Here is a 22382-nt window from a genome sequence, read left to right on the forward strand (position 1 = left end):
GATCAGATTCCTTGTTCACTGAGCCACAGGTTCAGGGCCGCCAATTGCCACAGCTTGGAGCCGCGCAACGGGGTCAGTTGACCTTGCGGATCGGTCAGCAGGCGGTCGAGCATGGCGGGGTTGAACAGGCCGCGATCCTGACTCGGATCGAGCAGCAGTTCCCGCACCCAGTTCAGCGTGTCGCCCTGCAAATGCTTGAGACCGGGCACCGGGAAGTAACCCTTTTTGCGGTCGATCACTTCGCTTGGAATGACCAGCCGCGCCGCTTCCTTCAGGACTTGCTTGCCGCCATCCGGCAGTTTGAATTTGCCCGGCACCCGCGCCGACAACTCCACCAGGCGATAGTCAAGAAACGGCGTGCGTGCTTCCAGGCCCCAGGCCATGGTCATGTTGTCGACCCGTTTGACCGGGTCGTCCACCAGCATCACCGTGCTGTCCAGGCGCAGGGCTTTGTCCACCGCCGCGTCGGCACCGGGTTGGGCGAAATGTTCCTTCACGAAGTCGCCGGCGGCATCGTTGGCTGTCAGCCATTTCGGCTGCACCGTGGCGGCGTAATCGGCGTAGCTGCGGTCGAAAAACGCATCGCGATACGCCGCATACGGATCGCTCGCGCCGTCCACCTGCGGATACCAGTGATACCCGGCGAACAACTCGTCCGCGCCCTGGCCGCTCTGCACCACTTTGCAATGCTTGGCCACTTCCCGGGACAGCAGGTAGAAGGCAATGCAGTCATGGCTGACCATCGGCTCGCTCATGGCGCGGAACGCTGCCGGCAGTTGCTCGATGATCTCTTGTTCGTCGATACGCAGTTGGTGATGCCGGGTGCCGTAGTGTTTGGCGATCAGGTCCGAATACTGAAATTCATCACCGCGCTCGCCGCCGGCATCCTGGAAACCGATGGAAAAGGTCGACAAGTCTTCGACCCCGACTTCGCGCAACAGCCCCACCAACAGACTCGAATCGACGCCACCTGACAGCAGCACACCGACATCCACCGCCGCCCGTTGACGGATCGCCACCGCTTCACGGGTGCTGTCGAGCACTCGATCGCGCCAGTCTTCGAGGGTCAGATTCAGTTCGTCGGCATGTGGGCCGTAGGGCAGGGTCCACCAGGTTTTCTGCTCGGTGGTGCCATCGGCTTTGATACGCATCCAGCTGGCCGGGGGCAGTTTTTCGATGCCCGCCAGCAAGGTGCGCGGGGCCGGGACCACCGCGTGGAAGTTCAGGTAATGATTGAGCGCCACCGGATCGAGGATCGGGTTGATGTCGCCGCCCTTGAGCAATGCCGGCAATGCCGAGGCAAAGCGCAGGCGCTGGCCGGTGCGCGACAGGTACAGCGGCTTTACACCGAGACGGTCGCGGGCGAGGAACAGACGCTGGGCGTCACGTTCCCAAATGGCGAAGGCGAACATGCCGTTGAGCTTGGGCAACAGCGCTTCACCCCAGGCGTGATAGCCCTTGAGCAGCACTTCGGTGTCGCCACCGGAGTAGAAGGCATAACCGAGGCTTTCCAGCTCGGTGCGTAGTTCCGGGAAGTTGTAGATAGCGCCGTTGAAGGCCAGGGACAGGCCCAGTTGGTTATCGATCATCGGCTGCGCCGAGCCGTCCGACAGGTCCATGATTTTCAGGCGCCGATGGCCCAGGGCAATCGGGCCTTGGCTGTGGAAGCCCCACGCATCAGGGCCGCGAGGGGCCAGGTGATGGGTGATTCGTTCAATGGCTGCGAGGTCCGCAGGTTGATGGTCGAAACGTAATTCTCCAGCTAATCCGCACATAAGTCCTTACCGGTTTTTCCGTTGGGGAGGGTCAATCGATACCCGCCAAAAAACGGCGGGTACCCGGAAACTGACCCGGCTGAATCCCTGGAGTTTTAGACCGATAAGTTATAAGTCTGCGTGTCAGACTTTTCCGCGGATCAACTGGCGCAAGGCAAAACGGTTGGGGTGGCAGGCTTCGGCCACGGTTTTGGGCAAGGGCAAAGGCTCGTTCTCAAGCCATGCCGCCAGCAGCTCGCCGGACAATGGCGCGGTGATCAAACCGCGAGAGCCATGACCGCTGTTGACGTAAAACCCATCAAGCCACGGGCAGGGCACATCGGGCACTTGTCGGGCATCTTTGCTCAGCGCGGCATAGGCATTGGCGAAGCTGGCCTGATCGGCCAGTGGTCCGACGATCGGCAGGTAATCGGGACTGGTGCAGCGGAACGCCGCGCGCCCTTCAAGCTGCTGCGGGTCCAGGTCTTGAACATGCAGGCGGGTGACCAGGTCGGTGGAGATTTCTTCGAGCAACGCCAGGTTGCCGAGGTGCTCGGCGACGGTCGGGGTCAGATCGTCACTCTTGAAGTCGAAGCTGGCGCCAAGCGTGTGTTCGCCCAGACGTGCCGGTGCCACATAGCCTTCGGCGCAGACGACGGTCGCCAGGCTCTGGCTTTCAGGGGTTTGCGCCAGTCGGGTGATCTGGCCGCGAATGCGTTTGAGGGGCAGCTCGGCGCTCTGGGGAAAACGCTTGATCTCGGCGGCGCCGGCCAGAATCACCACAGGCGCGCTGGCCAGCAGTGTCTCGCCGTCCCAGGCCTGCCATTGATCCTCCACCTTGCGCAGTTCCAGCACCTCGCGATGGGGCAGCCACTGGATGTTCGTTGAAGACGCCTGCCACTGGCACAACGCAGGAGGATGAACCCAGCCGCCTTCGGGGAAGAACAGGCCGCCGTGCTCCAGTTCGATGCCGGCCCGGGCCTGTGCTTGCGGTTGATCGAGCAGGTGTACCAAGCCTGGCGAAAAAGCCGCGGCCAATTGCGCCTGACGTTCGGCTTCCTTGGCATTGAAGGCCAGTTGCAAGACCCCGCAATCGTCCCAGTCGACGCCGCGCTGCAACTGTTCCAGCAGGCGCCGGGTGTAACCAAAACCGCTGACGATCAATTGCGACAGCGCGGTGCCGTGGGCCGAAAGCTTGAGGTACAGCACACCCTGAGGGTTGCCCGAGGCTTCCTGCGCCAGTGCTTCGTGGCGCTCCAACAGGCTCACTTGCCAACCCCGCGCGGCGAGACTGGCGGCGCTGGCGCAACCGGCCAGCCCGGCACCGATCACCAGGGCGCGGCGCTCGCCGGTCGGCGGGGTTGGGCGAGCGAACCAGGGTTTAGTCGCGGCAGGTGGTGCGGTCTCTTCAGGCCAGCCAAGAAAGGTGCCCCGCAGGATCTCCCATTTGTGGCCGATGCCTGGCGTGCGTTTCATCTTGAAGCCTGCGGCGTTCAACAGGCGGCGTACCCAGCCGGTGCTGGTAAACGTGCTGATGGTAGAGCCGGGTGCCGCCAGACGCGCCAGTTCAGCAAACAGCTCGGCAGTCCACATGTCGGGGTTTTTCGCCGGGGCAAACCCGTCGAGAAACCAGGCGTCGATCTGCGCGTCCAGTTGCGGCAACTGCTCCAGCACATCGCCGATCAGCAAGGTCAGGGTGACGCGGCCACTGTCCAGCACCAGCCGCTGAAAGCCCTGATGGATCGCCACGTATTGCGCCAGCAATTGATCGGCGAACGGCTTGAGATCCGGCCATAACGCCAGGGCCCGTTGCAGATCGGCGGTGCTCAGCGGGTACTTTTCGACACTGACAAAATGCAGCCGCGCACCGGCCACTGCGTGCTGTTCGAACAACTGCCAGGCACAGAGAAAATTCAGCCCGGTACCGAAACCGGTTTCGCCAATCACCAGTCGACCGCCCGCCGGCAATGCGGCGAAGCGGTCGCGCAATTCGTTTTGCTCCAGAAACACGTAACGGGTTTCTTCAAGGCCCGACTGGTCGGAAAAATACACATCATCGAACACCCGCGAGCGCGGGCGACCTTGGTCGTCCCAGTCGAGCTGGGCGTGGGGCAATACAGGTTTCATGGCAGGCTCGGCAACGGCAAGGTGGCCATTCTAGCCCGGCTGCTCAAAAGGGTGGTCGCTACAAAAGATCGCAGCCTTCGGCAGCTCCTACAAGGGCTCGGCGTACACCTGTAGGAGCTGCCGAAGGCTGCGATCTTTTGGCCATTTTTGCATCACCGCACACCTCAAACTCCGCTAGTCTTGCTCAATCCTGGAAGGAGCGCGCTCATGTTCGAATCCGCCGAAATCGGTCATGCCATTGACAAAGAAACCTATGAAGCCGAAGTGCCGGCCCTGCGTGAAGCCTTGCTCGAAGCGCAGTTCGAACTTCGGCAGCAACACCGTTTTCCAGTGATCATTTTGATCAACGGCATCGAAGGGGCCGGCAAGGGCGAGACGGTCAAATTACTCAACGAGTGGATGGACCCGCGCCTGATCGAGGTCCGCACCTTCGACCAGCAGACCGACGAAGAGCTGGCTCGACCACCCGTCTGGCGCTACTGGCGGATGCTCCCGGCCAAGGGGCGCATGGGGATTTTCTTCGGTAACTGGTACAGCCAGATGCTGCAAGGGCGGGTTCATGGTTTGTTCAAGGATCCGCGACTCGATCAAGCCATCAACGGCGCCGAACGGCTGGAGAAGATGTTGTGCGACGAAGGCGCGCTGATCTTCAAGTTCTGGTTTCACCTCTCCAAGAAGCAAATGAAAGCGCGGCTCAAGGCGCTGGCCGATGACCCGCTGCACAGTTGGCGCATCAGCCCGCTGGACTGGCAACAATCCGCGACCTACGACAAGTTCGTGAAGTACGGCGAACGGGTACTACGCCGCACCAGCCGCGACTACGCGCCGTGGCACGTGATTGCTGGCCTGGATGCTCGTTATCGCAGCCTGGCGGTCGGCAAGATTCTGCTCGAAGGCCTGCAGAGCGCGCTCAAGAGACCCAGGATTCACCCGCACAAAGTCAGTGCCGCGCCCTTGTCTCCCAGCGTCGATCAGGTGAATCTGCTCGACAGCCTGGACCTGACCCTGAACCTGGACAAGGACGATTACGAAGAGCAACTGATTACCGAGCAGGCACGGTTTTCCGGGCTGATGCGCGACAAACGCATGCGTCGTCACGCGCTGATCGCAGTGTTCGAGGGCAACGACGCGGCAGGCAAGGGCGGGGCGATCCGTCGGGTGGCCGCGGCACTCGACCCACGTCAGTACAACATCGTGCCGATCGCCGCGCCTACCGAAGAAGAACGGGCGCAGCCGTATCTCTGGCGGTTCTGGCGGCATATTCCGGCGCGAGGAAAATTCACTGTGTTCGATCGTTCCTGGTATGGCCGGGTGCTGGTGGAGCGCATCGAGGGTTTTTGCAGCGAGGCGGATTGGTTGCGTGCCTACGGCGAGATCAACGACTTCGAAGAGCAGCTCGACGATGCCGGGGTGATCGTGGTCAAGTTCTGGCTGACCATCGACAAACAGACTCAGATGGAGCGCTTCCAGGAGCGCGAAGAGATCCCCTTCAAGCGTTTCAAGATCACTGAAGACGACTGGCGTAACCGCGACAAGTGGGACGATTACCGCGCCGCGGTCGGCGATATGGTCGACCGCACCAGCACCGAGGTATCGCCCTGGACCCTGGTGGAAGCCAACGACAAGCGCTGGGCGCGGGTCAAGGTATTGCGCACCCTCAATGAGGCGCTGGAAACAGCATTCGAAAAGTCCGACAAACGGGAGAAGAAACTGCAAAAGCGCAAGCGCTGAACCGATGGTTACGCATACGCGGGGTGAATGATTGTCGCGGTCAGTCATGAGTGGGACTTATGCTCGGTCCAACTCCCGACTGACAACAACAATGAGGTGTATGCCATGCGTGAAGTGGTGATCGTCGACAGCGTGCGGACCGGCCTGGCCAAATCCTTTCGCGGCAAGTTCAACATGACCCGTCCCGACGACATGGCGGCGCACTGTGTCAACGCGCTGCTCACGCGCAATGACGTTGACCCGGCCAGCGTCGAGGATTGCATCGTTGGCGCCGGTTCCAACGAAGGCGCCCAGGGCTACAACATCGGTCGCAACGTCGCGGTGCTGTCGCACTTGGGCATTGGCACGGGTGGCATGACCCTTAACCGCTTCTGTTCGTCGGGCTTGCAGGCCATCGCGATTGCCGCCAATCAGATCGCTTCCGGTTGCAGCGACATCATCGTCGCCGGTGGTGTCGAGTCGATCAGCCTGACCATGAAAAGCGTCAACACCGACAACCTGATCAACCCGCTGCTGAAAGAGCAGGTGCCAGGTATCTATTTCCCCATGGGCCAGACCGCCGAGATCGTCGCGCGTCGTTACAGCGTCAGCCGCGAGGAGCAGGATCTGTACGCGCTGCAAAGCCAGCAACGTACCGCTCTGGCGCAGGCCGCCGGGTTGTTCAACGATGAAATCGTGCCGATGGCGGTGAAGTATCGCGTTGAAGACAAGGCCACCGGCCAGGTGCAGATCCTCGACGGCATTGTCGATCACGACGACTGCAACCGCCCCGACACCACCCTGCAAAGCCTGGCCGGGTTGAAACCGGTGTTTGCCGAAGACGGCTCGGTGACCGCCGGCAACTCGTCGCAGCTGTCTGACGGTGCTTCGATGACGCTGGTGATGAGCCTGGAAAAAGCCCTGGCGCTGGGGCTCAAGCCCAAAGCCTTCTTTCGCGGTTTCACCGTGGCCGGGTGCCAGCCGGACGAGATGGGCATCGGCCCGGTGTTCTCGGTGCCGAAGTTGCTCAAGGCCAAGGGGTTGCAGATTGCCGACATTGATTTGTGGGAGCTCAACGAAGCGTTCGCCTCGCAATGCCTGTACAGCCGCGACCGGCTGGAGATCGACAACGACAAATACAACGTCAATGGCGGCTCGATTTCCATCGGCCACCCGTTCGGCATGACCGGTTCGCGTCAGGTCGGGCACATCGTGCGCGAGTTGCAGCGGCGTAACCTGCGTTACGGCATCGTCACCATGTGCGTGGGGGGCGGGATGGGGGCTACGGGGTTGTTTGAGGCGGTGCGGTAATTCCGTGAGGTCGCCTTCGCGGGCAAGCCTCGCTCCTTGTATGTTGCGCTTACACCCCCGCGAGAGCAGTTATGCTCGCGGGTGTTGTCACCTCGATGACATGTTCATGCTCAAAACCTGCATCCGCTCGATATAAGCCTGAATCTCCTTCTCGGCCGTCGCCGCATTATCGAACGGCCCCTCCAGGGTCTGTTCCCGGGTGGTGAAATACAACTCCCCATTGACACGACACAACCGGTCACAGCGAAAGTGCGTGGCGGGGGCGGTGTCCTGGGCGCGCATGCCGTACATGGGTGATCTCCTGCAGAGGGCGGTTTCAATGAGCTTATGCATGAACCCTTTGCAACGCCTGGCGAGCTGATCGACGGCATCCCGTCAATGTCATGGTACGACCTGCACAGTTTCATTTGCGGCCCGTGGGCAACTGTCCCTGTGTCGCGCCCCGGTCTGAGCCTAGAATGACCGTTCTCGTCAACGGGCTTCGGGGTCAGCATGCATATTTCATCGGGTCGCTGGGTGTACGGTTTATTCCTGGCCTTGCTGACCGCGTTGTTGTGGGGAATTCTGCCGATCAAACTCAAGCAAGTGCTGCTGGTGATGGACCCAGTGACAGTGACCTGGTTTCGCCTGATGGTGTCTGGCGGGTGCCTGTTCATATATCTGGCGGCGACCAGACGCTTGCCGAGTCGCAAAGTCCTCGGCCCGCGCGGTGGCTGGTTGGTGTTGATGGCGGTACTCGGACTGGTCGGCAACTACGTGCTGTACCTGATGGGCCTGAACCTGCTCAGCGCCGGCACCGCACAACTGGTGGTGCAGATGGGCCCGATCATGTTGCTGATCGCCAGCCTGTTCGTGTTCAAGGAGCGTTTCAGCGTGGGGCAGGGGATTGGCCTGCTGGTGCTGCTGATCGGCTTTGCACTGTTCTTCAATCAGCGCCTGGGCGAGTTGCTCACCTCCCTGACCGATTACACCGCGGGTGTGCTGATGGTGCTGTTGGCGTCGACGGTCTGGACCTTCTATGCCTTGGGCCAGAAGCAGTTGCTCACGGTGTGGAATTCGTTGCAGGTGATGATGGTGATTTACCTGTTCTGCGCGCTGTTGCTGACGCCCTGGGTGCATCCGCAGGAAGCACTGCAACTGAGCCCGCTGCAAGGCTGGCTGCTGCTGGCGTGCTGCTTGAACACCCTGATCGCGTATGGCGCCTTCGCCGAAGCCCTGGCCCATTGGGAAGCTTCGCGAGTCAGCGCGACGCTGGCGATCACGCCGCTGGTGACCTTTGCCGCGGTGGCCGTGGCGGCCTGGTTATGGCCTGATTTTGTGCATGCCGAAACGATCAACGGTCTGGGTTATGGCGGGGCGGTGCTGGTGGTGCTCGGGTCGGCGCTGGTGGCGTTGGGGCCATCGTTGATCGCCGGGCTCAGGGCTCGGCGGGTGCGGATGGCAGCCAGTTAGACCGCGTTATCGCTCATCGCGGGCAAGCCACGCTCCCACAGGTTTTGGGTCGCTCACGGGTGTTGTGATTGACACAAATCCTGTGGGAGCGTGGCTTGCCCGCGATGACTGACTGTCGGGCGCTAGAGAACTCAGCCCTTGGCACCTGCCTCCAGCATATTCTCCGGCCGCACCCACGCATCGAACTCTTCATTGGTCAGATACCCCAACTTCAACGCCGCCTCACGCAGTGTCAGCCCCTCGCTGTAGGCCTTCTTGGCAATCTCGGCTGATTTGTCATAGCCGATGTGCGGGTTCAGCGCCGTCACCAGCATCAAGCCTCGTTCCAGATGCTCGGCCATTTTCTCGGCATCCGGTTCCAGGCCGGCGATGCAATGCTGCTGGAAGTTGCTGCAGCCGTCGCCCAGCAAGCGGATCGATTGCAGCAGGTTGTGGATGATCACCGGTTTGAACACGTTCAATTGCAGGTGCCCCTGACTGGCGGCAAAACCGATGGCGACGTCGTTGCCCAACACCTGACAGGCCAGCATCGACAACGCTTCGCACTGGGTCGGGTTGACCTTGCCGGGCATGATCGAGCTGCCCGGCTCGTTGGCCGGCAGTTTCACCTCGGCAAATCCGGCTCGTGGTCCGGAGCCCAGCACGCGCAGGTCGTTGGCGATTTTCATCAGGGTCACGGCGAGGGTTTTCAGGGCGCCGGACAGCGTGGTCAGTGGCTCATGACCGGCCAGTGCGGCGAATTTGTTCGGCGCGGTGACGAACGGCAGGCCGGAGAGGGCGGCCAGTTCGGCGGCGATCGCTTCGCCAAAACCGTGGGGTGAGTTCAACCCGGTGCCGACCGCGGTGCCGCCCTGGGCCAGTTCACAGACCGCCGGCAACGCGTTGCGGATCGCCCGTTCGGCGTAATCCAGTTGTGCGATGAACGCCGAGAGTTCCTGACCGAAGGTAATCGGCGTGGCGTCCATCATGTGGGTACGACCGGTCTTGACCAGTTTCATGTGCCGCGCGGACAGCTCCGCCAAGCCGCCGGACAACTCAGCGATCGCCGGCAGCAAATGCTGTTGCACCGCCTGAACCGTCGCGATGTGCATGGCCGTGGGGAAGCAGTCGTTGGAGCTCTGGGAGCGATTGACGTGATCGTTGGGGTGCACCGGAGACTTGCCGCCCCGCGGGTTGCCGGCCAGTTCGTTGGCGCGACCGGCGATCACTTCGTTGACGTTCATGTTGCTCTGGGTGCCGCTGCCGGTCTGCCAGACCACCAGCGGGAACTGGTCGTCATGTTGGCCGTCGAGCACTTCGTCGGCCGCTTGTTCGATCAGGCGGGCGATGTCGGCAGGCAGGTCGCCATTACGATCGTTGACGCGTGCCGCGGCTTTCTTGATCAGGGCCAGGGCATGCAACACAGCCAGCGGCATGCGTTCGTTGCCAATGGCGAAATTAATCAGCGAGCGTTGCGTCTGAGCGCCCCAGTAAGCGTCATCCGGGACTTCCACCTGGCCCAGGCTGTCGGTTTCGATACGGCTCATCATGCACACTCCTGTAGGTCTGATAGCGCAGTTTAGGCTGTGATCGCCGGTCGTGGTTCCATCAGTCTGGAATTTGACCGTTCAACCCCTCTAAATCAGTCGCGACAAGGCTTGGGGTTGAGCGACACACTTTTTTAGGCGCAGAATGGTCGCCCTTGGGGTTATACCTCGCCTGCTAGAAAAGGAAACTCGATGACTCGTCTTCGTGCCATCTGTACCGCGGTTGCACTGGTTTGCGCCAGCGGCCAGGTTTTTGCCGATACCGCCAGCCACAACGCCAGTGCCGAAGCTTTCCTGACCCTGGCGCACGCTGACAAACTGGGCACTCCGGTGTACATGCAAGTGCAGCAAATGTTCGCTCAGCGCTTTGAACAGACCAAAGCACCTGAGTCGAAAAAAGCCTTGTTGGAAACTTACCAGGCCAAAGCCAACGCAGCGCTGGACGCAGCCATTGGCTGGAACAAGCTGAAGCCGGACATGGTCAAGCTCTACACCACCAACTTCAGCGAATCCGAGCTCAAGGATCTGGTGGCGTTCTACCAGTCGCCACTGGGCAAGAAAGTCCTGGAAAAAATGCCGCAGCTGACTCAGCAATCGGCCCAGATGACTCAAGCCAAGCTGGAAAGCGCGGTGCCTGTGGTCAACAAACTGCTGGCTGACATGACGGCCGAGCTGACGCCGAAAGATGCGGCCGCTCCAGCTCCAGCCAAGAAAAAGCCTTAAGCGGAGTTCAGGATGACCATGCAACAACGCATCGAATCGACGCTGGGGCTGCTACAGCCCGAGCACCTGCAAGTGCTGGATGAAAGCCACATGCACAGCCGTGGGTTGCAGACCCACTTCAAGGCAGTGGTGGTCAGCCGGCAGTTCGAAGGGCTCAATCGCGTCAAGCGTCACCAGAAGGTGTACGGCACTTTGGGCGAACTGATGGGCGAGTTCCATGCGTTGGCGCTGCATACCTACACGCCGGAGGAATGGGTGCAGATCGACGCGGCTCCGGCCTCGCCGACCTGTGCTGGCGGCAGTCATTGATCTGATGGCCCGGGGCTGTTGTGGCGAGGGAGCTTGCTCCCGCTCGGCTGCGAAGCAGTCGTAATGCCGGCAACTGAGCTCTTTCAAACAGAACACCGTTGCAGGTTTTGGGACCGCTTCGCGGTCCAGCGGGAGCAAGCTCCCTCGCCACAAAGGTATCTCACAGTCCTAAAGCCATACGGTTTTTGCTAGAATCCGCAACGCGCCGCTCACCCGGCGCGTTTTTTTTCGCATCCGGTTCACCCCTTACGAGGGTAGCCACCTGGAGAATTACCCATGACACAACAGATTGTCGTGGCGGCACTGTATAAGTTCGTCACCCTGGAAAATTACGTCGACCTGCGCGAACCACTGCTGCAAGCGATGATCGACAACGGCATCAAAGGCACGCTGCTGATCGCCGAAGAAGGCATCAACGGCACCGTGTCCGGCAGCCGCGAAGGCATTGACGGGCTGATGGCCTGGCTCAAGAACGACCCGCGCATGGACGACATCGACCACAAAGAGTCGTACTGCGACGAACAGCCGTTCTACCGCACCAAAGTCAAACTCAAGAAAGAAATCGTCACCTTGGGCGTTGAGGGCGTGGACCCGAACAAAAAGGTCGGCACCTATGTGGATCCGCAGAACTGGAACGCGCTGATCAGCGATCCGGAAGTGTTGTTGATCGATACCCGCAATGACTACGAAGTCTCGATCGGCACCTTCGAAGGCGCCATCGATCCGAAGACCACCAGTTTTCGCGAATTCCCCGACTACATCAAAGCCAACTTCGACCCGGCCGTGCACAAGAAAGTCGCGATGTTCTGCACCGGCGGCATTCGCTGCGAGAAGGCGTCGAGCTACATGCTCAGCCAGGGTTTCGACGAGGTCTATCACCTCAAGGGCGGCATCCTGAAGTACCTCGAAGAGGTGCCGCAGGAAGAAACCAAATGGCAGGGCGACTGCTTCGTGTTCGATAACCGCGTGACCGTTCGTCACGATCTCAGCGAAGGCGACTACGATCAATGTCATGCCTGTCGGACGCCCGTCAGTGTTGAAGACCGCGCATCCGAGCACTATGTGGCCGGCATCAGTTGCCCGCATTGCTGGGATAAGCTGAGCGAGAAAACCCGTCGCAGTGCCATCGACCGGCAAAAGCAGATCGAACTGGCCAAGGCGCGCAACATGCCGCACCCGATCGGTTACAACTACAAGCAATCCGCTTCCGAGGCTTGAACCATGTCTGCACGCCTGCTCTATGTGATGGATCCGATGTGTTCCTGGTGCTGGGGCTTCGCTCCGGTGGCCAAAGCGCTGGTCGAGCAGGCGCAGGCGGCGGGTGTGGAGTTGCATCTGGTGGTGGGTGGTTTGCGCACCGGCAGTGGCGCGGCGCTGGAGCCGACCACCCGGCGCTACATCCTTGAGCACTGGCAGGCGGTTCACGAGGCCACCGGCCAGCCGTTCAAATTTGAAGGCGCGTTGCCCGACGGGTTTGTCTACGACACCGAGCCTGCCTGTCGGGCGCTGGTGACCGCGCGCAGCCTGGCGCCGGATTGCGCCTGGACACTGCTCGGGCTGATCCAGCATGCGTTCTATGCTGAAGGTCGTGACGTTACCCGTGCCAGCGTGTTGGTGGAGCTGGCGGAGAAGGCCGGTTTGCCGCGCATCGAATTTGCCGCAGCGTTCGACCGTGCCGATCAGCACGCTGCGACCGCCGCCGATTTCACTTGGGTCCAGGACTTGGGCATTGCCGGTTTCCCGACCTTGCTGGCAGAGCGCAATGGTCAATTGGCGCTGCTGACCAATGGCTATCAGCCCCTGAGCGAGTTGTCACCGTTGCTCGGCCGCTGGCTGGAGCGCGCTGCCTGTGCATGATCTGCCCGATGATGCAGCGGCTCCCAAACGTGTCGATCGGCTGAGCTGGGCGGAAATCCGCCGCCTGGCCCTTCACCATAAAAAATCCCTGTGGATCGCCAACGGCGTTGCGGTATTGGCAACGCTGTGCAGTGTGCCGATCCCGTTGCTGTTGCCGTTGCTGGTGGATGAAGTGCTGCTGGGCCACGGTGATGTTGCGCTGAAAATCATGAACCACGTGCTGCCCGACGTCTGGCAGAAAGCCGCGGGTTATATCGGCCTGATGCTGCTGGTGACCCTGGCGCTGCGTTGCGCCGCGTTGTTGTTCAACGTGGTGCAGGCGAAATTGTTTGCGGCGCTGGCCAAGGACATCGTGTATCGGATTCGGGTGCGGTTGATCGACCGGCTCAAGCGCATCTCGCTGGGCGAATACGAAAGCCTGGGCAGCGGCACGGTGACCACGCACCTGGTCACCGACCTGGACACGCTGGACAAATTCGTCGGCGAAACCCTCAGTCGTTTCCTCGTGGCGATGCTGACACTGGTGGGCACCGCATCGATCCTGATGTGGATGCACTGGAAACTCGCGCTGCTGATTCTGCTGTTCAACCCGCTGGTGATCTACGCCACGGTGCAGTTGGGCAAGCGGGTCAAACATCTGAAGAAGCTCGAGAACGACAGCACCTCACGCTTCACCCAAGCCTTGACCGAAACCCTGGACGCCATCCAGGAAGTGCGTGCCGGTAATCGTCAGGGGTTTTTCCTCGGACGGTTGGGGCAGCGAGCGCGGGAAGTGCGCGATTACGCGGTGAGCTCGCAGTGGAAAACCGATGCATCGAACCGGGCCAGCGGTTTGCTGTTCCAGTTCGGCATCGATATTTTCCGCGCCGCGGCCATGCTCACCGTGCTGTTTTCCGACCTGTCCATCGGCCAGATGCTGGCGGTGTTCAGTTACCTGTGGTTCATGATCGGTCCGGTGGAACAGCTGCTCAATTTGCAGTACGCCTTTTACGCCGCCGGCGGTGCGCTGTCGCGGATCAACGAGTTGCTGGCCCGTGCCGACGAGCCGCAATACACCGGCAGTGTTGATCCGTTCCAAGGGCGCGACACGGTGGGCATCGAAGTGCAGGGGCTGAGTTTCGGCTACGGCGACGAGTTGGTGCTGAACCAAATGAACCTGTCGATTGCCCCCGGTGAAAAAGTCGCGATTGTCGGTGCCAGCGGGGGTGGCAAAAGTACCCTGGTGCAGTTGCTGCTGGGTTTGTACACGCCGCTGGCCGGGACCATCCGTTTCGGTGGTTCGACTCAGCAAGAGATCGGCCTGGAAACCGTCCGGGAAAATGTTGCGGTGGTCCTGCAACACCCCGCGCTGTTCAACGACACCGTGCGCGCCAACCTGACCATGGGCCGCGAACGCAGTGACGAGGCCTGCTGGCAGGCACTGGAAATTGCTCAGCTGCAACACACGGTACGTGAACTGCCCAATGGCCTGGACAGTATCGTCGGGCGATCCGGCGTGCGTTTATCCGGCGGGCAGCGTCAACGCCTGGCGATTGCCCGAATGGTGTTGGCCGAGCCCAAAGTGGTGATCCTCGACGAAGCCACGTCCGCACTGGACGCGGCCACTGAGTACAACCTGCACCAGGCACTGGCGCGCTTCTTGAGCCACCGTACCACGTTGATCATTGCGCACCGATTGTCGGCCGTGAAGCAGGCCGATCGGGTGCTGGTGTTTGATGGCGGGCAGGTTGCCGAGGATGGCGACCATCAGCAATTGATTGCCGATGGTGGTTTGTACGCCAAGCTTTATGGGCATTTGCAGCAGCACTAAATTAGTGCCACATAACGTTCAGGGCATTTTCCCCGCCGTCGTAAGCAAATTGCTTCATCACTACCGAGCACGAGTCACAAGGCGGCATGGTGGTGGCAACGTCAACTGATTTGATCGATTGGGGATCGGAGTATTTCTCGCGGATTACACCAATCAGCTTGCTCTCGCTGTCCAGTGAGGTCGGTGCACTGGTCAATGGCGGTGTATAGGTGTCGATGTTTTTTATGGTGTGCGGCACGGCCAGCAGTTTGCCCTCGGGTGTCACGCTCAGAGACATGCCGGGGAGTGGTGGATTGAGATCAATATTGAAGTACGTCGTTTCTCCGACTTTCACATGATCTGCCCCCAGGTTTTGCTTGAACAATGGCAGATGTCCGGTTGTCCCCTGTGCACCTGAAACGCTCACGTAAACCTCTCGCTTTCCCGCCGCGGTGGTGACTTCGGCGTACGCGATGTTTCTCGGGTTGCGAGTGCGCTGGCTTCGAGGGATCAGGTTCTGGAGCTTTTGCATCGCGCTGTCGATCCGCAGGGCGCTGTCGACATTCTTCGGTTTGAAGGTCGGTTCAAGAAATAACGTATTGAAAATTTCCATCGTCCTCTGGCGGAGCACTTCCGGTGCCTCCTTGCTGCGTGACCAGTTTTTCGCACCGTCTGGCAGTCGGGTGACAATCATTCGGGTCGAGTGGTCGAACAGCACCGCTTCTCCCGGACTGGTATCGACCTTGAGCAATTTGAGCGTATCGGGCGGGTTCACGTGGCCGCCAATCGGAATGGCAATTTCCTCCATGGTTTTCAACGCACGCTCCACCGCTTCTGTGCCGTAAATCCTTGCCATGTTGTTGGCATTCAACGATCCGGTGTAGACCTTCAGCAATTCTGTTTTGAGATCTTCCGGCAATGTGGAGGCTTTCTTGAAATTGAGCGTGTCTCTTATGCTTTGGCCTTGTGCCAGTTCGGCGATGTAAAAAGCTCCAGCATCCAGCCGGGTGAACACATAGTGCTTCGAACCGTCCATGGCCGGGATGAGGATGGCACCCGCCTCGAAGGTATCAAATTGATTCTGGGGCCCGTAGGGAATACTCACCTTGATCCTCCCACAAATCCCTTTTTGGAACTCCATCGTAGCCGGGAGCCGGTTTTTACTCTTCAGGGTTTTAAGCAGCATCGCCCTGTTCTCAGTAGCCGGTGTATAGATACTGTCTCCGAACCACGGCGCCCAGCCTTTGTTGTCGTCGAAACTGCCGACGGGCGGCGTCGGTGCCGGATCACGGGTGACGAATGTGGTGGTGCATACATCGGCACCCGGGCTACGTCGTACCCGGCAAGGCAAGGATTTGAACATCGCCTGATCATCAATCAAGTCGGCACGCCGCAGTTGGTTGCCGTCCAGACGATAGGGAACGTCATCAACGAACAGCGTAGTTCGACCATCGACCTCAAGTACTTCACGGACATGGGCGTCTTTCGGGAGTTCTACCAGGACGTGGGATTCGGCAGGAGATAACGTTTTGAAGGTTGACCGGCCCTGTATGAGGTTGTTGCTGTGATTGTGCAGGCGGGGGCCATAGGGCAAGGACGTTACCGGGTCGACGGGGTGGAATCGGGTCAGGTCCGATGGGCTGGTATTGCGCACGAGTACGTCATCGACGCCATTGACCGTAGCCAGTCGATCACTGCTTGCCAGCGGCTTCCAGCGCCCCGGATCGGTTGTCTGGGGCAGGTTGTGCACCAGTCGGTAGCTGTCGGCGCGTCCTGCCAGTTTCCTGAACCCGCTAACACTAACGCGTCCCGCCATGTGCAGTCCTTTCCAGGCACCGCTTCTCATTGACTTGAGCAGTGTCGGGACCCTGTCCAGCGGATTGAGGTTGCTCAGGGAGGCGGTCAGGAGTTTTCGGCTCAACGTTGAAAAGGAAGGCAGACTTGCTTTGACGGTCATTCGCGAGGCAGTTGCCCCGGCCCTGATCAACCGCACTGAACCCGACATGAATTTCCCGACAGGGGTGAGGAATGAAGCCAGGTCCAGCACGAGTCCGGCCACGCCTATGAGTATTTGGCCAACTTTGCCCGACAAAATGTCCTCGATGCTTCCCCAGAAGGGCACGAACCCTTTGGCTACTTCCAGGGTCGTATTGATCCGTTGTTCGCTTCTGGCCCTGAGGGTGTCGAATGCCGTCATGCCGCGGGCCTGGGTACGCAACTGCTGTTCGTCGACGTACAGAAAATTCGTTGCAATGGAGTGGGCCACTGCATTCAAACGGGAGGATGCCGGCGCTGTTACTTTGCTATCGCTATCGCTATCGCTATCGCTATCGCTATCGCTATCGCTATCGCTATCGCTATCGCTATCGCTATCGTCTGCGATCGGCGATACAGCTGCGGGCACGTCACCTACCACGCCGAGGATCGCTATGCAGTACTCTCTGTCAGCAGGCTGTGTGCCCTTTAAGTGAGCGGCCCAATCGAGAAGCAGCGTAGTGCTGAGTTCAGCGGTATATGTTTGTCCGGGGATCGAGGCGTGCAACGCAAACATGGTGCGAACCCCGTTGATTGTTGAAACTCTCAGATGGGGTCGACAACGAATGACGCCAGCACTCGGGATCAGTTCGTAATAGGTAATTTCATGATTGTGGGTCACCTGTAGAACGAAACCTTTTCTTGGCCGGATGTCTCCCCTTGCCTTGATGTGTTTTTCGTCCAGGTGCAGGCTCAGCAAGCGGACGTCACCCCGTTCAAGGGCCTGGCGGTCGGTCAGTGGCAGTGAGGTCAGCAGACTGGTAATCAGGGTTTGATAGGCCGTCCTGATTTTCGAGAGGTAGTTTGTGAAGTCTGTTTCAAACTGCGTGTTGATATCAGGCAACGTCTTGCCTTCGTATCTATTGAAGTCACGCCTTTCTTTCCCCTCATGATCCTTGCGAAATAATTCCTCATGACGCAGGGTTCGCTTGTCGTCGATCTTGATCCACTGGCTGGTTCGTGTTTTCCCGTCGGGCCGGGTTACAAACCATTTTCTCTTGTCATCGAATTGGCCGTCGGCATAGACATCCAGGAATGCATAGCCTGGCAGTTTCAATGAGGGCGTGTCTCTGGGGCCGCCGCTCGGTGGATCATCGCGCAGCAACTTGCGCCCGTCCGATTCGAACATTGCCTGGCCAAACAGATCATCCTTTACCCGTTTGGCCATCTTCAGTCTTTCAGGGGGCGGCAAATCCAGTGTCATAACGGCGTTGTTCAGGCTCTTGCTGTGGCTTTCCAGAGCCGCCATCGCCCGCTTCATATCGTCCTCGTCGTAATCGGATTTTCTTCGTGATTGAACGATGCCGCAGCAAACCGCCCATTCCAGTGCCGGCCCCATCCTCAGTCGAGTAATCTGCTCAAGTTGCTCGGGTGAGGCGTCGGCGCTCCGGGTCAGGGGCAAGTCGACGAGTTGTTGAAAGGACAGCGGTTGCAATCGATCAAGGCCAAATTCATCTGCCAGCAGCACGCCGTGCATGAAGTTCACCCACACCACCGAACTTTTGTAAGGAAGGTCGGGCGGAGTATCGCGCACAGCGAAGTCCTTTGAGAGGCGGGTCTCGAACACCCGTGCGAGAAAGGCCGCCTCTTTTGCATCAGTCACCCGGTTGGTGCGTAGCAAGTGCAGTTCAAAATCGCTGCGCAGGGCCTGGTAGCTTTTGCCCCAGTGAGCCGTGTCTTGCCAGCGGAATCCGGCGACTTCCTGCGGCTCATCCGCTGACGGGGCTCGCAAGTAAAGGCATATGGCTTTGCATACCAGCTGATGGCGCACGGACGCCGAAGTTTGTTCGCCAGGGCCTGCGCCATACCACCTGAGCATCCTGAGCAGTCTGTCCCCCAGCTCTTTTGCTTCGACTGTGTTCAGTATTCGCTGGAGGAACACAGACGGCGTCGCTCGCAGTTGATCCATGGAGGCGGAAGCCAGTACAGAGGCGCCGAGATGACCGATTAACGAACGCTTGCCGTTCAGGAAAGCTTTCACGATGTCGGTGATTTGAGCATCGTTGCGTTTTGCCTTGTAAGTGTCGATGGTCATGTGTTGCGCGAGGCTGGGGGCCGCGCGTTGAATAGCCTTGAACCCTCGTCGATCCTGGGCGGTGGTGCGAAGGCTGAAGTTTTCGATATCCGGGCCGTCGTCGAGCCCCAGAGCGTGTCTGGCGCGAAATTCTTCGTCTGCCGGTGACAGGGCCGGTTGATCAGGTGAAGGTGAAGACGTCTCTGTCATGTTGCACTCCTTTGAAAGGGATCCCGTAACGGATAGGGGGAGCCCGAAGTGCCCAGTAAACAGATCTCCAGACTGGCCTTGGCGGTATATATCTATATGGGGCGCACGTGTACGGCGTTGAGGTCGATCCTCTGCTTGCCGGTTTCGAGAACGCACCCTAGTCTAGCTGTAGCGATCACGTTGGATGATGATCTGGCAGTGCTAAAACAAGGGACCTCATGAATCAAGCGCGGACTCTCGGAACGCCACGGCTGTTGGGCATCGTCTGGCCATTTATCGCCGTTGTGTTGTTTCAGGCACTGTTGGGCGGCGTCAGTCTTTACGTTCTTTCGGCGGTTCGTGGCTACGTCGGCGGTGAGAGCCTGTGGTCCAAGGGCCAGAAAGACGCCATCTATTACCTTAATCTCTACGCCGACAGTCGCGACGAGACGATTTTTCTCAAATACCAGACCGCGATTGCCGTGCCTCAGGGCGGCCATGAGTTGCGTATGGCGCTGGATCATCAGCCACCGAATATCGAGGCCGCGCGGCTCGCGATCCTCAAGGGCGGCAATCACCCGGACGACGTCCCCAGCCTGATTTGGCTGTACCTCAATTTCCGGCACATCAGTTACCTGGAAAAAGCCATCGAGCTCTGGACGATCGGTGACGCGTACCTGGTGCGGCTCGATGACGTCGCGCAGGAAATGCATCAGGGTATCGTCGATAGCCAGGCCTCCGATGCCGACATCAAGCGCTGGAAGGCGCAGATTTTGGCCATCAACGATGGCGTGACGCCCCCTGCCAAAGCGTTCAGCGATGCCTTGGGCGAGGGCTCGCGCATGATTCTCCGGTTGCTGCTGGCGACGAACCTCGCGACCGCGCTGGGCCTGATCGTGCTGGCCTTGCTGCGTACCCAAAAGCTGCTCGAGCAGCGCCATGCCTTCGCCGATGCCTTGCAGTTGGAGAAAGATCGGGCGCAGATCACCCTGCAATCGATTGGCGACGGGGTGATCACCACCGACGTCGAGGGCGCGATTGCCTACATGAACCCGGCCGCCGAGGCCTTGACTCACTGGAAAGCCGAGCAGGCAACGGGGTTGCCATTGGCGGCGCTGTTCAATCTGCTGGACGAGAACGCCCAGGCCGACGGTTTTACCTTGATCGAGCACATTTTGAGCGGCCAGCTCAGCGGCGGCAGCGAACATTCCAAACTGATCCAGCGACTGGATGGCAGCACGGTTTCGGTGACCCTGGTCGGTGCGCCGATCCGCAACGCGGGCAAGGTCAGTGGCACCGTGCTGGTGCTGCATGACATGACCCAGGAGCGGCAGTACATCGCCAATCTGTCCTGGCAGGCGACCCATGACGCCTTGACCGGGCTGGCCAACCGCCGCGAGTTTGAATATCGCCTGGAACAGGCCCTGCACGGCCTGACGCGACAAGCGGGGCGTCATGCCTTGATGTTCCTCGATCTGGATCAATTCAAACTGGTCAACGACACCTGCGGTCACGCTGCCGGCGATGAGCTGTTGCGGCATATTTGTGCGTTGCTGCAGTCAGGTTTGCGCGAAGGCGACACCTTGGCCCGATTGGGTGGCGACGAGTTCGGCATTCTGTTGGAAAACTGTGCGCCGGAAGCCGCCGAGAAAATCGCCGAAGTCCTGCGCCAGACCGTGCAGAACCTGCACTTTGTCTGGAAAGGCCGGCCGTTCGTGACCACGGTGAGCATTGGCCTGGTGCACGTCACTCAGAGTCCGGCCACCCTCGAGGCCTCGCTGCGAGCCGCTGATATGGCCTGTTACATGGCCAAGGAAAAGGGCCGCAACCGGGTTCAGGTCTATCACGCCGACGATTCGGAGCTGTCCCTGCGCTATGGCGAGATGGCCTGGGTGCAGCGCCTGCACATGGCGTTGGAGGAGGACCGCTTTTGCCTGTACTCCCAGGAAATCGCGCCTCTGGGTCTTGGCGAGCGGGACGGCGGACATATCGAAATCCTGCTACGCCTGCATGACGAAGCCGGGCGCATGATTCTGCCGGACAGTTTCATTCCGGCCGCCGAACGTTATGGTTTGATGACGTCGCTTGACCGCTGGGTGGTGGAGAACGTTTTCAAGGTCATTGCCCAGGCCATCGCCCAAGAGGGCGAAGAGCCGCTGGCCATGTGTGCGATAAATCTGTCAGGTATTACTATCGGAGATGAGGCGTTTCTGGACTTCCTTCGTGAACAGTTTGTTGCATATTCAATTCCGCCTGAAATGATTTGTTTTGAAATTACAGAAACCAGCGCGATTTCCAATTTGCCTAGCGCAATTAGATTTATTAATGAACTCAAAGGCTTAGGTTGCCACTTCTCATTAGATGACTTCTGTGCCGGTATGTCCTCATTCGCTTACCTGAAACATTTACCTGTAGACTTCCTGAAGATCGACGGGAGTTTCGTAAAGGATATGCTGGACGACCCGATTAACCGCGCCATGGTCGAAGTGATCAATCACATCGGGCATGTCATGGGTAAGCGCACGATTGCCGAGTTCGTTGAAACACCTCAGATCGAGCAGGCATTGCTGGAGATCGGGGTGGATTACGCTCAAGGGTATCTGATTGAACGCCCGCATCTGTTTACCTGCGACAGTTTACAAAGTCGTCCTGCCAGACCCCGGCCTTTGTTATTCAAGGCGCCCGGCACATTCCGTTGAAAGCTCCTGTCGATCTTGAAATCACAATCAAAAGGAGCGCGACAGTGATCGACACATTCAACAGAACCGGACCCCTCATGGAAGCTGCAAGTTACCCCGCCTGGGCTCAGCAATTGATTCAGGATTGCAGTGAGAGCAAGCGCCGCGTCGTCGAACATGAACTGTACCAGCGGATGCGCGATAACAAGCTCAGCGCAAAAACCATGCGTCAGTACCTCATTGGTGGCTGGCCGGTGGTCGAACAGTTCGCCTTATACATGGCACAGAACCTGGCCAAGACCCGTTTTGCACGCCACCCTGGCGAAGACATGGCGCGTCGCTGGCTGATGCGCAATATTCGCGTCGAACTGAACCATGCCGATTACTGGGTGCACTGGAGCCGTGCTCACGGTATCAGCCTGGAAGATCTGCAGGCGCAACAGGTTGCGCCTGAGCTTCACGCCTTGAGTCACTGGTGCTGGCACACCAGTTCGTCGGACTCGCTGATCGTGGCTATCGCCGCCACCAACTACGCGATCGAGGGTGCAACCGGAGAGTGGTCGGCGCTGGTTTGTTCCAGTGGCGTCTACGCGGCATCGTTCCCAGAGGAAGATCGCAAGCGGGCCATGAAATGGTTGAAGATGCACGCCCAGTACGACGATGCCCATCCTTGGGAAGCGCTGGAAATCATCTGCACCCTGGCGGGGCTGAACCCGAGCAAATCCCTGCAAATGGAATTGCGTCAGGCGGTCTGCAAAAGTTACGACTACATGTACCTGTTCCTGGAGCGATGCATGCAGTTGGAACTGGCAGCAAAAGCCCCGGTAGTCCGTGAGCGGATGGCGTTGGCCGAGAGCTGATCTGAAGACTACACGAAACAACTGTAGGAGCTAGCCTGTGTGGCGAGGG

General features: G+C 59.4%; 15 protein-coding genes. 10 read left to right on the plus strand and 5 right to left on the minus strand.

Annotation, left to right across the window (positions count from 1 at the left end; translation table 11 throughout):
- Positions 1–2: 2 nt before the first annotated feature.
- Both LOY36_RS07700 and mnmC read right to left on the minus strand, forming a co-directional pair.
- Entirely contained in the window at positions 3–1775 is a 1773-nt protein-coding gene (locus LOY36_RS07700) for an N-acetylglutaminylglutamine amidotransferase (RefSeq protein ID WP_258672842.1), read from the minus strand.
- A 123-nt stretch (positions 1776–1898) separates the two neighbouring features.
- Positions 1899–3881, minus strand: a complete 1983-nt coding sequence (gene mnmC, locus LOY36_RS07705; protein ID WP_258672843.1) for a bifunctional tRNA (5-methylaminomethyl-2-thiouridine)(34)-methyltransferase MnmD/FAD-dependent 5-carboxymethylaminomethyl-2-thiouridine(34) oxidoreductase MnmC — start codon at positions 3879–3881, stop codon at positions 1899–1901.
- A gap of 207 nt (positions 3882–4088) precedes the next feature.
- Between mnmC and pap the strand changes: the two genes are divergently transcribed.
- Together pap and LOY36_RS07715 are read left to right on the plus strand one after the other, a co-directional pair.
- The gene (gene pap, locus LOY36_RS07710) at positions 4089–5612 is read left to right on the plus strand and encodes a polyphosphate:AMP phosphotransferase (RefSeq protein ID WP_258672844.1); all 1524 of its coding nucleotides are present in this window, start codon (positions 4089–4091) and stop codon (positions 5610–5612) included.
- 105 nt (positions 5613–5717) lie between these two features.
- Positions 5718–6902, plus strand: a complete 1185-nt coding sequence (locus LOY36_RS07715) for a thiolase family protein (protein WP_258672845.1) — start codon at positions 5718–5720, stop codon at positions 6900–6902.
- Positions 6903–6989: 87 nt separating this feature from the next.
- Here LOY36_RS07715 and LOY36_RS07720 read toward each other — a convergent pair whose 3' ends face one another.
- A complete protein-coding gene (locus LOY36_RS07720; protein ID WP_258672846.1) occupies positions 6990–7193 on the minus strand; it encodes a DUF6316 family protein in 204 nt (67 codons plus the stop codon).
- Positions 7194–7394: 201 nt separating this feature from the next.
- On the opposite strand from LOY36_RS07720, the gene LOY36_RS07725 reads away from it, so the two are divergent.
- Positions 7395–8354, plus strand: coding sequence for a DMT family transporter (locus tag LOY36_RS07725; protein ID WP_258672847.1), 960 nt, complete (start codon positions 7395–7397; stop codon positions 8352–8354).
- Positions 8355–8485: 131 nt separating this feature from the next.
- Here the strand turns inward: LOY36_RS07725 and LOY36_RS07730 are convergent, their stop codons facing one another.
- Positions 8486–9880, minus strand: a complete 1395-nt coding sequence (locus tag LOY36_RS07730; RefSeq protein WP_019650482.1) for a class II fumarate hydratase — start codon at positions 9878–9880, stop codon at positions 8486–8488.
- A gap of 192 nt (positions 9881–10072) precedes the next feature.
- Here LOY36_RS07730 and LOY36_RS07735 point away from each other — a divergent pair, with 192 nt between their 5' ends.
- The 5 genes from LOY36_RS07735 to LOY36_RS07755 all read left to right on the plus strand — a co-directional run bounded on the left by LOY36_RS07735 (position 10073) and on the right by LOY36_RS07755 (position 14579).
- Positions 10073–10603: a DUF2059 domain-containing protein gene (locus LOY36_RS07735; protein WP_019650483.1), complete on the plus strand. Its 531-nt coding sequence runs from the start codon at positions 10073–10075 to the stop codon at positions 10601–10603.
- Positions 10604–10615: 12 nt separating this feature from the next.
- The gene (locus LOY36_RS07740; RefSeq protein WP_258672848.1) at positions 10616–10912 is read left to right on the plus strand and encodes a BolA family transcriptional regulator; all 297 of its coding nucleotides are present in this window, start codon (positions 10616–10618) and stop codon (positions 10910–10912) included.
- A 276-nt stretch (positions 10913–11188) separates the two neighbouring features.
- On the plus strand, positions 11189–12130 hold the full coding sequence (locus LOY36_RS07745) for a rhodanese-related sulfurtransferase (protein WP_018929865.1): 942 nt from the start codon (positions 11189–11191) through the stop codon (positions 12128–12130).
- A gap of 36 nt (positions 12131–12166) precedes the next feature.
- Complete coding sequence (locus tag LOY36_RS07750; RefSeq protein ID WP_258674149.1) at positions 12167–12769, plus strand: DsbA family protein; 603 nt, start codon at positions 12167–12169, stop codon at positions 12767–12769.
- The gene (locus tag LOY36_RS07755) at positions 12762–14579 is read left to right on the plus strand and encodes an ABC transporter ATP-binding protein (RefSeq protein WP_258672849.1); all 1818 of its coding nucleotides are present in this window, start codon (positions 12762–12764) and stop codon (positions 14577–14579) included. Before LOY36_RS07750 ends, LOY36_RS07755 begins: the two co-directional genes overlap by 8 nt.
- A 1-nt stretch (position 14580) precedes the next feature.
- Here LOY36_RS07755 and LOY36_RS07760 read toward each other — a convergent pair whose 3' ends face one another.
- Positions 14581–18816, minus strand: coding sequence for a deaminase domain-containing protein (locus tag LOY36_RS07760; protein ID WP_258672850.1), 4236 nt, complete (start codon positions 18814–18816; stop codon positions 14581–14583).
- Positions 18817–19034: 218 nt separating this feature from the next.
- Here LOY36_RS07760 and LOY36_RS07765 point away from each other — a divergent pair, with 218 nt between their 5' ends.
- Both LOY36_RS07765 and LOY36_RS07770 read left to right on the plus strand, forming a co-directional pair.
- A complete protein-coding gene (locus tag LOY36_RS07765) occupies positions 19035–21494 on the plus strand; it encodes an EAL domain-containing protein (protein ID WP_258672851.1) in 2460 nt (819 codons plus the stop codon).
- Between the two features lie 77 nt (positions 21495–21571).
- Positions 21572–22333 (plus strand): TenA family transcriptional regulator, encoded by a 762-nt coding sequence (locus LOY36_RS07770; protein WP_218584820.1) that lies wholly within the window; start codon positions 21572–21574, stop codon positions 22331–22333.
- Positions 22334–22382: the final 49 nt, after the last annotated feature.

The sequence above is a fragment of the Pseudomonas sp. B21-019 genome (genome assembly GCF_024749225.1).
Taxonomy (GTDB): Bacteria; Pseudomonadota; Gammaproteobacteria; order Pseudomonadales; family Pseudomonadaceae; genus Aquipseudomonas.